This window comes from Micromonospora sp. LOL_015 (assembly GCF_048060275.1).
Lineage (GTDB): Bacteria > Actinomycetota > Actinomycetes > Mycobacteriales > Micromonosporaceae > Micromonospora_E.
In genome coordinates this window covers 19976-32051 of the sequence record NZ_JBHMIO010000022.1, presented here as the reverse complement: position 1 = coordinate 32051, position 12076 = coordinate 19976, and the positions used below count along the sequence as shown (strand labels likewise).

Annotated in this window: 14 protein-coding genes; 10 read left to right on the top strand and 4 right to left on the bottom strand. The window is 71.8% G+C overall.

Annotated elements, in window-relative coordinates; all coding sequences use genetic code 11:
• Positions 1–76: 76 nt before the first annotated feature.
• A complete protein-coding gene (gene rfbD, locus ACFHWU_RS18220) occupies positions 77–961 on the bottom strand; it encodes a dTDP-4-dehydrorhamnose reductase (RefSeq protein WP_416555819.1) in 885 nt (294 codons plus the stop codon).
• Complete coding sequence (rfbB, locus tag ACFHWU_RS18215) at positions 958–1941, bottom strand: dTDP-glucose 4,6-dehydratase (protein WP_416555820.1); 984 nt, start codon at positions 1939–1941, stop codon at positions 958–960. Before rfbB ends, rfbD begins: the two co-directional genes overlap by 4 nt.
• Positions 1942–2146: 205 nt before the next feature.
• Here rfbB and rfbA point away from each other — a divergent pair, with 205 nt between their 5' ends.
• From rfbA to ACFHWU_RS18195, 4 genes are all read left to right on the top strand, one after another.
• On the top strand, positions 2147–3055 hold the full coding sequence (gene rfbA / locus ACFHWU_RS18210; RefSeq protein ID WP_416555821.1) for a glucose-1-phosphate thymidylyltransferase RfbA: 909 nt from the start codon (positions 2147–2149) through the stop codon (positions 3053–3055).
• Positions 3055–3678, top strand: a complete 624-nt coding sequence (locus ACFHWU_RS18205) for a dTDP-4-dehydrorhamnose 3,5-epimerase family protein (protein WP_416555822.1) — start codon at positions 3055–3057, stop codon at positions 3676–3678. Before rfbA ends, ACFHWU_RS18205 begins: the two co-directional genes overlap by 1 nt.
• 90 nt (positions 3679–3768) lie before the next feature.
• Complete coding sequence (gene pafA, locus ACFHWU_RS18200; protein ID WP_123601522.1) at positions 3769–5127, top strand: Pup--protein ligase; 1359 nt, start codon at positions 3769–3771, stop codon at positions 5125–5127.
• Between the two features lie 17 nt (positions 5128–5144).
• Positions 5145–5369: a hypothetical protein gene (locus tag ACFHWU_RS18195; protein ID WP_416555823.1), complete on the top strand. Its 225-nt coding sequence runs from the start codon at positions 5145–5147 to the stop codon at positions 5367–5369.
• A gap of 15 nt (positions 5370–5384) precedes the next feature.
• On the opposite strand, the gene ACFHWU_RS18190 is transcribed toward ACFHWU_RS18195, so the two are convergent.
• Positions 5385–6482: a DUF3866 family protein gene (locus tag ACFHWU_RS18190; protein ID WP_416555824.1), complete on the bottom strand. Its 1098-nt coding sequence runs from the start codon at positions 6480–6482 to the stop codon at positions 5385–5387.
• An 80-nt stretch (positions 6483–6562) separates the two neighbouring features.
• Between ACFHWU_RS18190 and ACFHWU_RS18185 the strand changes: the two genes are divergently transcribed.
• The 6 genes from ACFHWU_RS18185 (at position 6563) to ACFHWU_RS18160 (ending at position 11238) form a co-directional block, all read left to right on the top strand.
• Entirely contained in the window at positions 6563–7558 is a 996-nt protein-coding gene (locus ACFHWU_RS18185; protein WP_416591116.1) for a helix-turn-helix transcriptional regulator, read from the top strand.
• Positions 7555–8562: a helix-turn-helix transcriptional regulator gene (locus ACFHWU_RS18180; RefSeq protein WP_416555826.1), complete on the top strand. Its 1008-nt coding sequence runs from the start codon at positions 7555–7557 to the stop codon at positions 8560–8562. Before ACFHWU_RS18185 ends, ACFHWU_RS18180 begins: the two co-directional genes overlap by 4 nt.
• A 9-nt stretch (positions 8563–8571) precedes the next feature.
• Positions 8572–8826 carry a hypothetical protein gene (locus tag ACFHWU_RS18175; protein WP_416555827.1) on the top strand — a complete coding sequence of 85 codons (255 nt, stop codon included), beginning with the start codon at positions 8572–8574 and terminating at the stop codon, positions 8824–8826.
• Between the two features lie 205 nt (positions 8827–9031).
• On the top strand, positions 9032–9334 hold the full coding sequence (gene tatA, locus ACFHWU_RS18170; protein ID WP_416555828.1) for a Sec-independent protein translocase subunit TatA: 303 nt from the start codon (positions 9032–9034) through the stop codon (positions 9332–9334).
• 18 nt (positions 9335–9352) lie between these two features.
• Positions 9353–10312 (top strand): twin-arginine translocase subunit TatC, encoded by a 960-nt coding sequence (gene tatC / locus ACFHWU_RS18165; protein WP_416555829.1) that lies wholly within the window; start codon positions 9353–9355, stop codon positions 10310–10312.
• Entirely contained in the window at positions 10309–11238 is a 930-nt protein-coding gene (locus ACFHWU_RS18160; protein WP_416591115.1) for a diacylglycerol kinase family protein, read from the top strand. Before tatC ends, ACFHWU_RS18160 begins: the two co-directional genes overlap by 4 nt.
• Here ACFHWU_RS18160 and ACFHWU_RS18155 read toward each other — a convergent pair whose 3' ends face one another.
• Complete coding sequence (locus ACFHWU_RS18155; protein ID WP_416555874.1) at positions 11239–11934, bottom strand: HAD family hydrolase; 696 nt, start codon at positions 11932–11934, stop codon at positions 11239–11241.
• Between the last annotated feature and the right edge of the window lie 142 nt (positions 11935–12076).

Here is a 12076-nt window from a genome sequence, read left to right as displayed (position 1 = left end):
TCCTGGGCCTGGGAAATCCGGGCCGCCTCTGGCGCGGCGTGCCTGTCCTGCCGGCTGGTCCGGTGGCCCGTGGAGGTCAGCCGCCGAACGCCGGGTCGCGCAACGCGGTGGAGAGCATGCTCCGCCAGTCTGCCATGACCGGTAGCCCGGCGAGCGCCCAACGCCGATGTCCGAGCACCGAGTACGCCGGCCGGGCGGCGGGCCGGCGGAAGTTGGCACTGGTGGTGGGGCGGATCCGCGTCGGGTCGAGGCCGCGCAGTGCGAACGCCTCCCGGGCCAGCCCACACCAGCTCGTCTGCCCGCTCGCCGTACCGTGGTAGATCCCGGCGGGGGCCGTGCCGGCGACCGCCGCCCCGGCCAGCGCGACGAGCTGTCCGGCGAGGGCGTACGACCAGGTCGGCTGACCATGCTGGTCGTCGACGACGTCGAGGTGTTCGCGCTCACCGGCCAGCCGCAGCATGGTCGTGACGAAGTTCGGTCCGTGCGCTCCGTAGAGCCACGCGGTCCGCACCACGTAGCCGCGCTGCGGCAGTAGTCGGGCGACGGCCTGCTCGCCGACGAGCTTGCTGCGGCCGTAGCCGTTGACCGGCGAGGTCGGGGCATCCTCCGGGTACGGGGAGGTGCCGTCACCGGCAAACACGTAGTCGGTGGAGACGTGCACCAGGTGCGCCCCACGGTCGGCGCACGCCTGGGCCAGATGCGCCACGGCGGTGCCGTTGACGGCGGTGGCGGCGTCCTCTGCCTCCTCCGCGCCGTCCACGTCGGTCCACGCTGCGGCGTTGATCACCAGCTGGTGCCCGTCGACTGCGGCAGCGACCGCCACCGGGTCGGTGATGTCCAGATCGGTACGGGTCAGCGCGGTCACCGACCGGGTGTCCCGGTGGTCGGCCAACGCGGCCAGCAGATCCCGCCCCAGCATCCCACCGGCACCGGTGACCAGCCACCGGTCGGCGGCGGTCACGACGCCACGGGCTTCTTCAGCGGCTCCCACCAGGACCGGTTCTCCCGGTACCAGCGGACCGTGCCGGCCAGTCCTTCGTCCAGCGTGACACTCGGGGTGTAGCCCAGTTCACGGGAGATCTTGCCGATGTCCAGCGAGTAGCGCCGGTCGTGCCCCTTGCGGTCGGTGACCGGGACGACCCGTTCCCATCCCACCCCACATGCGTCCAGCAGCCGGGCGGTGAGCTCCTTGTTGGTCAGTTCGGTCCCGCCGCCGATGTGGTACACCTCGCCGGCGCGCCCGCCGGCGGCGACCAGCGCGATGCCCACGCAGTGGTCCCGCACGTGCAGCCAGTCCCGGATGTTGCCGCCGTCGCCGTACAGCGGCACCGTACCGCCGTCCAGCAGGTTGGTGACGAACAGCGGGATGACCTTCTCCGGGAACTGGTACGGCCCGTAGTTGTTGGAGCAGCGAGTCACCACGACGTCCATGCCGTGTGTCCGGTGGTAGGCCAGGGCCAGCAGGTCGGAGCCGGCCTTGGACGCGGAGTACGGCGAGTTCGGCGACAACGGCCAGTCCTCGGTCCATGACCCTTCGTCGATCGACCCGTACACCTCGTCGGTCGAGACGTGCACGAACCGGTCCGCCCCGTGGCGCAGCGCCGCGTCGAGCAGGGTCTGGGTGCCCACCACGTTGGTGGTCACGAACTCCGCAGCACCGGTGATCGACCGGTCGACGTGCGACTCGGCGGCGAAGTGCACCACCATGTCGTGTCCGGCGAGTGCCCGGTCGACGGCGTCGGCGTCGCAGATGTCCGCCTGGACGAAGGTCAGCCGTGGGTCGTCGCGGACCGGGGCCAGATTGGCGAGATTGCCGGAATAGGTCAACTTGTCCAGCACGGTTACCGTAGCCGGACTGACCGGGGCGTTCGGATCGGTGAGCAGCATCCGGACGAATTCGGAACCGATGAAGCCGGCACCGCCGGTGACGAGGACTCTCACAGGTTCGGGAGTCTACGGGACACCGGCACCGTCGACCGGGCATCGCCGGTGACGGCTATCCGACGATGTGCCCGCCGGGACCGGTAATGGACTGGTGCACGACCGGCCCAGCAGGTGTCGGACGAAGGGTCCGACATCCGCGACCGGCCCGTACAGGCAGCCCGTTGACGGTTGCTGTGGGTGTTCAGGCCGGTAGGCTCCCGCCGTGCGTGGAATCCTACTCGCCGGCGGTACCGGATCTCGGCTCTGGCCGATCACTCGCGCTGTGTCGAAACAGCTCATGCCGATCTTCGACAAGCCGATGATCTACTACCCGCTCGCCACCCTGATCATGTCCGGCATCCAGGAGATCCTGGTTGTGACCACACCGGAGGATCAACCGCAGTTCCGGCGACTGCTCGGTGACGGCGCGCAGTTCGGTCTGCGGCTGAGCTACCGGGCGCAGCCCCGGCCGGAGGGCATCGCCCAGGCGTTCGTGCTCGGCGCGGACTTCATCGGCGATGAGTCCGTCGCGCTGATCCTGGGCGACAACATCTTCCACGGCATCGGTCTGGGCCGGAAGTTGTCCGACCACGCCGACCTGACCGGCGGCCTGATCTTCGCCTATCCGGTGGCCAACCCCGAGGCGTACGGCGTGGTCGACTTCGACGCCGCCGGCCGGGTCCTGTCGATCGAGGAGAAGCCGAAGCAGCCTCGGTCGCGCTACGCGGTGCCCGGACTGTACTTCTACGACAACCAGGTGGTGGAGATCGCCGCAGGGCTGAAACCGAGTGACCGCGGCGAACTGGAGATCACTGCGGTCAACGAGGCGTACCGCCGGGCCGGTCAGCTGTCGGTGACCGTGCTGGACCGAGGGACGGCCTGGCTGGACACCGGCACGTTCAATTCGATGATGCAGGCCGCTGAGTTCGTCCGGGTGATCGAGGAACGCCAAGGCATGAAGATCGGCTGCATCGAGGAGTCCGCCTGGCGCGCCGGACTGATCGACGACGGTCAGCTGCGTGCCCTCGCCGAGCCGCTGACCAAGAGCGGTTACGGCGACTACCTGTTAAGCCTGCTCGAGGAGCGCCACGACCACCGGTTGTCCGACGCCGTACCGGCTGAGGAGGCGTGATGAAGATTCGGGAACTCGAGGTCGAGGGCGCCTGGGAGGTCACCCCGCAGCAGCACGGTGACCCACGTGGGCTGTTCCTGGAATGGTACCGCTTCGACCACCTGGCCGGGGCGGTCGGGCACCCGCTGCGGCTGGCCCAGGGCAATTTGTCGGTCTCGGCGCGCGGCGTCGTTCGGGGCATCCACTTCGCCGATGTGCCGCCTGGCCAGGCCAAGTACATCAGCTGCGTACGGGGCGCGGTGGTCGACGTGGTCGTCGACCTGCGGGTCGGTTCACCGACGTTCGGCCGATGGACGGCGGTGCGGCTAGACGACGTGGACCGCCGCGCGGTCTACCTCAGCGAAGGACTCGGTCACGGGTTCTGCGCGATGTCCGACGACGCCACCCTGAACTATCTCTGCTCGACCACCTACAACCCGCGCGCCGAGCACGGCGTGCATCCTCTTGACGCCGACCTGGCCATCGACTGGCCGGTCGCCGCGCCACAGCTGTCCGCCCGCGACGACGCGGCCCCGACACTGGCCCAGGCCCGCGCCGACGGCCTGTTGCCCGATTACGGCCGTTGTCGGGAGTTCGTCGCCCGGCTCACCGCCGGCGAGTCGCCGTACGCATCTGGCCAATAACTCTGCGCGAAAGCGACCTGTCGGGCGTAGTTCGTCTGACAGGTCGCCCGAGACTGACCACGGAGCCCTCGGGGCGGCTAATGTCTGGTCATGGAACGGCGAATCTTCGGGCTCGAAACCGAGTACGGTGTCACCTGCACCTACCGCGGCCAGCGGCGGCTGTCGCCGGACGAGGTGGCGCGCTACCTGTTCCGCCGGGTGGTCTCCTGGGGGCGGTCCAGCAACGTCTTCCTCCGCAACGGGGCCCGGCTCTACCTCGACGTCGGATCCCACCCGGAGTACGCCACGCCGGAGTGTGACTCGGTCACCGACCTGGTGGCGCACGACCGGGCAGGCGAGCGGATCCTCGAAGGGCTGCTGGTGGATGCCGAAAAGCGGCTGCACGACGAGGGCATCGCCGGCGAGATCTACCTGTTCAAGAACAACACCGACTCGGCCGGCAACTCGTACGGCTGCCACGAGAACTATCTCGTCTCCCGGCACGGCGAGTTCGGTCGGCTGGCGGACGTGCTCATCCCGTTCCTGGTCACCCGGCAGCTCATCTGCGGTGCAGGCAAGGTGCTGCAGACACCGCGCGGGGCGGTCTACTGTCTGTCCCAGCGGGCCGAGCACATCTGGGAGGGCGTCTCCTCGGCGACTACCCGGTCCCGGCCGATCATCAACACCCGCGACGAACCGCACGCCGACGCCGAGCGGTACCGCCGGCTGCACGTCATCGTCGGCGACTCCAACATGAACGAGGTGACCACGCTGCTCAAGGTCGGCAGCGCGGACATCGTGCTGCGGATGATCGAAGCCGGCGTCGTCATGCGGGACCTGTCGTTGGAGAACCCGATCCGGGCGATCCGCGAGGTCTCCCACGACATCACCGGCCGGCGCAAGATCCGCCTAGCCTCCAACAAGGAGGTCAGCGCGCTGGAGATTCAGCAGGAGTACCTGGCCCGGGCGACGGAGTTCGTCGAACGCCGGGGCGGCGACCAGACCGCCAAACGGGTCGTCGAGCTGTGGGGCAGGGCACTGCGGGCGGTCGAGACCGGCGACCTGGACCCGGTCGCCCGGGAGATTGACTGGGTGACCAAGTTGAAGCTGATCGAGCGCTATCAGCGCAAGCACGATCTGCCGCTGTCCCATCCGCGGGTCGCCCAGATGGATCTGGCGTACCACGACCTGCGCCGCGGCCGCGGGCTGTACGCGCTGCTGGAGCGGCGCGGCCAGGTCGACCGGGTGGCCACCGACCCGGAAATCTTCGAGGCCAAGGAGACCCCGCCGCAGACCACCCGGGCCCGGCTGCGTGGGGAGTTCATCCGGCACGCCCAGGAGAAGCGGCGGGACTTCACCGTCGACTGGGTCCACCTCAAGCTGAACGACCAGGCGCAGCGCACCGTGCTGTGCAAGGACCCGTTCCGGGCCTACGACGAGCGGGTGGAGCGGCTGATTGCGAGCATGTGACGGTAGGCTCACGGACGATGGTTGACCCCACCCGCGACGATCCCGCGCCGCCGCCGCCGTCCGCCACCGGCCGGCCGAGTCCGTTTCCCCGGACCGAGACCTGGCTCGAGCGGCGGCGCAACAAGATCGCCGCAGAGATCGCCCGCAACCGGCGCGGCGAGTACACCGTGCCCACCTGGGTGCTCGCCACGGGGTTGGCGCTCATCCTGGCTGCCTGGGTGGTCCTGATCATCGTCAGCTGAGCCGGTGCCGCCGGGTCAGCCGTCACCGCTGGCGAGCGCCGCCGCGTGCCGGCCGGCGGCCGCGCCGGCCAGGAAGTAGGCGTGGTCGCCGGCCAGGTCCCGGCCCATGGTCCGCAGCGGCACCGGGCTGGCCCGCAACGCCGCGTCGAGACCGTCGGTGGCGACCCGTACCGCACGGTGCCGGCCGGTCGGCGCCACCAGTTGACCCAACGCGGTCGCCACGTCGTCGGCGATCTCCGCCGGCAGGTCCGCCGGGACCACCAGGTCCGCCGGAGCGAGCGCCACCCGCCCGTACGCGGTGCTGCTGTGGTGCGACAGGCCGCGGTGGCGCGGCCGAGGGTCGTCGGCGGAGATGCGCAGCGCGCCGACCGGCTGCCCGCCGAGTACGGCGGCGGCGTTGACCGCCTCGCCCACCCCGACGCCGGAGAAACCCCATCTGGTGCCGGTGCCGAGGTTACCCGGACCCTGGCAGACCACCGCCACGTCGGCGGCCAGCACGTGCCGGGCCGCCAGCAGCCCGCTGTGCACGGTGGCGGCCTCCAGATCGCCGCCGAAGCACTGGCCCACGGTGACCGTGCCGGCCAGCGTTGCGGACAGCCCGTCGAGGGTCCGGGAGAAGCCAGCGGGCAGCGCCCCGCCGTCGGTCATCACGTACCCGACCCGCAGCCGAGGCCGGTCGGCGAGGACGCCGGCGACGATCGCCGGCAGCGCCGAGTGCAGGTCGGCGGTGACCACCGGCATCCCGGCCAGGTCCTCGGCGTCAACCAGCACCTGCCGGTGCGGTGACGCCTCCTCGTCGACCCCGCACACGATCGCCTGCAGCGGGGTGTACCGGGCCTTCACCAGATGCCCGTCGGAGCGGTCCCGCCCGCCCGGCGGGTCCGGCGGCAGCCGGTCCGGCACCGCCACCACCAGGGCGTACCCGCCGGTGCCGAGCCCCATCAGCAGTGCCGAGACGTTCAGCAGCACCCGGTCGCCGGGTTCGGGTTCGCCGACCAGCGCCGGATAGGCCACCGCGCGCACCGGCTCCCCGTCGACGGCGACGTCCAGTTCGACCGCCCCACGCCACCGCCGCCGGACCGCGGTGACCATGCCGTCACGCCATCGCACCATGCCGGGCACGCTAACCTGCGCCCCCGTGCAGCGGCCGGGCGGGGCGGTCGCTGCACCGCCGACACTGCTAGCGTCGTGCCGTGTCCCGCAACCGGACCGAACGCCTGGTCAATCTCGTGATCTGCCTGTTGTCGACGCGGCGCTTCCTGACCGCCGCGCAGATCGCCGCGACCGTACCCGGCTACGAACACGATCCGTCCGACGTCCGTGACCACGAGGCGTTCCAGCGCAAGTTCGAGCGGGACAAGGCGGAGCTGCGCGACCTCGGCGTGCCGCTGGAGACCGGCGCGGCCAGCGCCTTCGACAGCGAACCGGGCTACCGGATCGCCCACCGCGAGTACGCGCTGCCGGAGATTCCGCTGGAGCCGGAGGAGGCCGCCGCGGTCGGCATCGCCGCCCGGCTGTGGCAGCATGCCGGGCTGGCCGCCGCCGCCTCGTCCGGACTGGCCAAGTTGCGGGCCGCCGGCATCGACGTGGATCCGCAGGCCACCCTCGGGGTGGAACCGGTGGTCACGATCGACCCGGCGTTCGCCGCGTTGACCGCCGCGGCCCGTGACCGGCGTCCGGTGACCTTCGACTACCGGGTGCCGAGCGGCGACACCCCCACCCGGCGGCGGCTGCAGCCCTGGGGGGTAGTCTGCTGGCGGGGCCGCTGGTACGTGGTCGGCCACGACCAGGACCGCGAGGCTACCCGCTGCTTCCGCCTGTCCCGGGTGGTGGGCGCGGTGCGGCTCACCGGTCGGGCCGCCAGTTTTTCCCCGCCGACCGGCGTCGACCTGATCAGTCACGTCGCCCGCTGGTCGGACCCGGTCGAACGTACCGGCGTGGCTACCGTGCTGGCCGGGCCGGGCCGGGCTGCCGGCCTGCGGCGCGGTGCGGAGTCCTGCGTCCCGGGCCCCGATGGAGACCAGCTGACCCTGCGCTACGCCGAGCCGGAGGCGCTCGCCGGCCAGCTGGCCAGGTACGGCGCCGACGTGCGGGTGCTCGATCCGCCGGAGCTGCGCGAGCTGGTGATCCAGCGGCTGAAGGAGATCGTGGTGGCGCACCAGCCGGCCGGTGCGGAGGTGCGAGGGTGACCACGTCCCGACCGACCGGCTCGCGGGCCTCCGCCGACCGGCTCGCCCGGTTGCTCAACCTGGTGCCCTACCTGCTGGCCCGGCCGGGCGTGGAGATCGCCCAAGCCGCCGCCGACCTGGGCACCAGCGCGCGTCAACTGCGGGAGGACCTAGAGCTGCTGTGGGTGTGCGGGCTGCCCGGCTACGGTCCGGGCGACCTGATCGACATGGCGTTCGATGGCGACCGGGTGACGATCACCTACGACGCCGGCATCGACCGACCGTTGCGGCTGACGCCGGACGAGGCCCTCGCCCTGGTGGTGGCGCTGCGGATGCTGGCCGAGACGCCGGGGCTGGCCAACCGGGACGCTGTGGAGCGTGCGCTGGCCAAAATTGAGGACGCGGCGGGCGAGTCGGCCGGTGCCCCGGTGGCGGTACGCCTGCCCGCTGACACGGCCCGGTTGGACCGGCTGCGGTCGGCGGCACAGAGCGGCCGGGCGGTGCGGATCACCTACTACACGGCGGCCCGCGACGAAACCACGGATCGGGTCGTCGACCCGATCCGGGTGCTCATGATCGGCGGTCGGGGCTACCTGGAGGCCTGGTGCCGGCGGGCCGAGGCGGTCCGGCTGTTCCGGGCCGACCGGGTCGACGCCCTGGTCGAGCTGGACCAGCCGGCCGCCGTACCGCCGCAGGCCGGTCGGCACGAGCCCCGGGAGGCCGCGTTCCAACCGACGCCGGGCCTACCGTTGGTGGTTCTGCGGGTCGGCCGGTGCGGCCGGTGGATCACCGAGTACTACCCGTGCGAGGACGTCCGGGTCGAACCGAACGGCGAGTGGCTGGTCACCATGCGGGTCACCGACCTGGCCTGGGCCCGCCGGTTCGTCCTCGGGCTGGGCCCCGACGTCACGGTGGTCGCTCCGGCGCAGTTGGTCGCGCAGGTGCACGCGGCCGCGTCCGCCGCGCTTGCCGCGTACGCCGTTCCCGGTGGTGCACCGGCTGCGGACCTGTCCGCTAGCGGCTAGTCTGCTCAGGTGCTGACCTGGATCGTTCTCGCCGTGCTGGGATGCGCGCTGTTGGTGCTCGTCGCGGCGGTCCGTCCGGTGCTGACCCGGTTGCCGGCGCTGCGCCGTGCCGCGCTCGCCCTGCAGCGCCGCCAGGACGAAGCGGAGGCGTTGGCTGCGCAGGCCGAGCAGTTGCAGCTGCGGCTGGCGAAGCTGGAGCAAAGCCTGGCGGCCACGGGTCCACGGCCCGGACGGCCCGGGGACCGGCCGGACGGCTGCGGCTGACCAGCCGGTCACGCCGGCCTGGCCTGTTCGTCCAGTGCCTGCGAAGCGCCGGTCAGCGTTGCGCCGTCCGTGGTTGACGAGTCAGTTGATCGTGGTTGAGACTCCACCGAACCCCGCCAGATTGACCCGGTCTGGCAGGTGGCGGACCCGGCGAACGCACGTACGATGGGCTCGTCACCACCGACGCACCGACTGGAGCTATGCCATGCATGCCCTGAAGCCGTGGCACATCGCCGTACTTGTGGTCGTGCTGATCCTGCTCTTTGGCGCCAAGCGGCTGCCGGACGCGGCGCGGTCGCTCGGCCGATCCCTGCGGATCATCAAGGCCGAGACGAAGAGCCTCGCCGACGACGACAAGGACCTCGCCGAGAAGGCCGACGCTCAGCACGGCCGTGCGCCGTACCAGGCCGAGCCGGTGATCGAGCCGACCAGCGTGCACCAGCCGGGCTACCAGCCACCGCCGGCCCCGACGGCCGATCAGCCGCAGCGCGTCCGCGACGCCAACTGACCGGAAAGGTCTCCTGCCGTGGGCTTCGCCCTGCGTCGGCGCGGTCCGAGCAAGTTCGACCGTGCCTCCGACGGCTCGATGACCCTGATCGAGCACTTCCGTGAGCTGCGTACCCGACTGTTCTGGGCCTCGCTGGCCATCGTCGTCGGGCTGATCGTCGGTTACTTCCTCGCCGATCCGGTGTACCAGCTGCTCAAGCAGCCGTACTGCGAGTTGCCCGGCACAGGCGAGACAACCGCAGACGGCACCTGCCGGGAATTCCTGCAGCTGTCCCCGGCTGCCGGCCTCGTCCTGAAGCTGAAGCTGGCGCTCTGGCTCGGCCTGATCGTCGCCGGACCCGTCTGGCTCTACCAGCTCTGGGCGTTCATCGCGCCCGGCCTGCACCGGCACGAGCGCAAGTGGGCGTACGTCTTCGTCTCGATCGCCGCGCCGTTGTTCGTCGCCGGCGCGGCGCTGGCCTACTTCGTCGTCGACAAGGGGCTGGCGTTCCTGCTCGAGGCCGGTGTCACCGGGGTGTCCACCCAGCTCGAGGTGACCCGGTACATCTCGTTCGTGACCACGATGATCCTGCTGTTCGGGGTCGCGTTCGAGTTCCCGCTGGTGCTGCTGATGCTCAATTTCACCGGCGTGGTCAGCGGGCGACGTCTGCTCAGCTGGTGGCGTGCGGTGGTCTTCGTCTGCTTCGCGTTCGCTGCGATCGCCAGTCCGGACCCGGGTCCGTTCGGGATGACCCTGCTGGCGTTGTGTCTGGCGCTGTTGTACTTCGTCGCGGTCGGGGTGGCTTTCCTCAACGACAAGCGTCGTGGCCGCGGCAAGGAGGTCTACGCCGGGTTGGACGACGACGAGGCGTCACCGCTGGACGACGACCCGCAGCCGGTGTCGGTCGCCGACCGCACCGAGACGGTCACCCCGGTCGTGCCGACCCAGCCGGTGCCGAAACCGTTGCCGATCGAGCGTCGCTACGACGACATGACGTGACCGGTCCGGCCGGCGGTCCGTCCGCCCTCGTGCCCGGCGCGGTCGCGGTGCTGACGAACCCGAGTGCCGGCCGTGGCCGGCACTCGGCCGTCCTGCCGCTGGTCCGTGACCTGCTGGCGGCGACCGGTCGGCCGGTGCGGCTGCTCACCGCCGTCGCCGCCGACCAGGCAGCGAGCGCCTGCCGGGCCGCGGTGGCCGGCGGCGCGGCCGCACTGGTGACCCTCGGCGGCGACGGCACCGTGCACCTTGCCCTGCAGGCGCTCGCCGGCACCGACATCCCGCTGGGTCCGGTGCCGACCGGCACCGGCAACGACTTCGCCGCCGGCACCGGTTTCCCGGCCGATCCGGCCCGTGCGGCGGCGGTGATCGCCGCCGCCTTGGCCGCCGGTCGGAGCCGGCCCGTCGACCTGGCCCGGGTGTCCGCACCGGGCCGGCCGGACCGGTGGTTCGGCGCGGTGCTGGCCGCCGGGTTCGACGCGGTCGTCAACGAGCGGGCCAATCGAATGCCCTGGCCGGCTGGGCCGCGCCGCTACGATCTGGCGATCCTGGTCGAGCTGGCACGGCTGCGGCCGAGCCGTTACCGCATGATGTGCGACGGCGAGCCGGACGAGCTCGACGCGGTCCTGGTCGCGGTCGGCAACTGCGCCAGCTACGGCGGCGGGATGCGGATCTGCCCAGCGGCCGACCCGACCGACGGTCTGCTCGACGTGGTGGTGGCCGGGCCGGTCTCCCGCCGTACGCTGATCCGGATCAAACCGCAGGTCCGAAGGGGCAGTCACGTCGACCACCCGATGGTGCGCAGTCTCCGGGCCCGCCAGGTGACGATCGAGGCGCCGGACCTGGTCTGCTACGCCGACGGCGAACGGCTCGGGCCGCTACCGGTGACCGTCACCGCCGTGCCGGGAGCACTGCGGCTGCTGCGGTGATCACCGGTCCGGCTCGCCGGTGGCCAGGTCGAGCACGGCCGCGAGTCCGTTGGCCCGGCCCGGGTCGGCCGCCGGCAGCACCAGCGCCGCGCAGCCGGCCCGTACGGCGCCCGCGTCGGCCGGCGTGTCGCCCACCATCAGGGTCCGCTCCGGATCGACCCGCAGCATCCCGCAGGCCCGCAGGAAGATCGCCGGGTCGGGTTTGCAGCGGCCCACCTCGTAGGACAACGCCCAGGCGCCGATCAGGTCGGCCAGGCCCCAGGCGGTGAAGTGCGGACGGATGTCGAAGCCGATGTTGCTGACCACGGCGACCGGCACCCCGGCGGCGTGCAGGGCCCGCAACGTCGCGGCGGTGTCCGCGTACGGCAGCCACCCGTCCGGGCCGAGCAGCCGCTGATAGAGGGCCTCGGCCAGGCCGTCCACCCCGCTGTCGACCGTCGCGGCCAGCCCGGTGTACGCGGCCCGGTGCGCCTGCGGATACAGGTCGCGGTCGGCCCACACCTCGGCCAGTTGCGGGGGGACCCGGGTGGGCAGTGGCCCGCCTGCCCGGCCGGCGGTCAGCAGCCGGTCGGCGAGGACGGTAGCCCGCCCCCGGTCCAGGGCCACCCCGCACGCCTCGGCACCCTGCGTGACCCAGCGGACCGGGTCCTCGACCTGGGCGAGGGTGCCGTGGAAGTCGAACAGGACCGCCTCGATTGGGCGGCGTCGTGGCCGGTCGGCCGGTTCGTGCCCGGGACCGGCGGATACGTCGGGGCGGGGGCGTTCGGGATGATCCGGCACGCCTGCACCTTATCGAGCCGGCTCGGCGGCCCGGTAGGTTGCCCTAACCCGAGTGGCG

Bases quoted from the DNA above. Each gene is read 5' to 3' on its own strand.
- ACFHWU_RS18205 (WP_416555822.1), top strand. From the start codon at position 3,055: ATGAAGATTCGGGAACTCGAGGTCGAGGGCGCCTGGGAGGTCACCCCG.
- pafA (WP_123601522.1), top strand. From the start codon at position 3,769: ATGGAACGGCGAATCTTCGGGCTCGAAACCGAGTACGGTGTCACCTGC.
- ACFHWU_RS18195 (WP_416555823.1), top strand. From the start codon at position 5,145: ATGGTTGACCCCACCCGCGACGATCCCGCGCCGCCGCCGCCGTCCGCC.
- ACFHWU_RS18190 (WP_416555824.1), bottom strand. From the start codon at position 6,482: ATGGTGCGATGGCGTGACGGCATGGTCACCGCGGTCCGGCGGCGGTGG.
- tatA (WP_416555828.1), top strand. From the start codon at position 9,032: ATGCATGCCCTGAAGCCGTGGCACATCGCCGTACTTGTGGTCGTGCTG.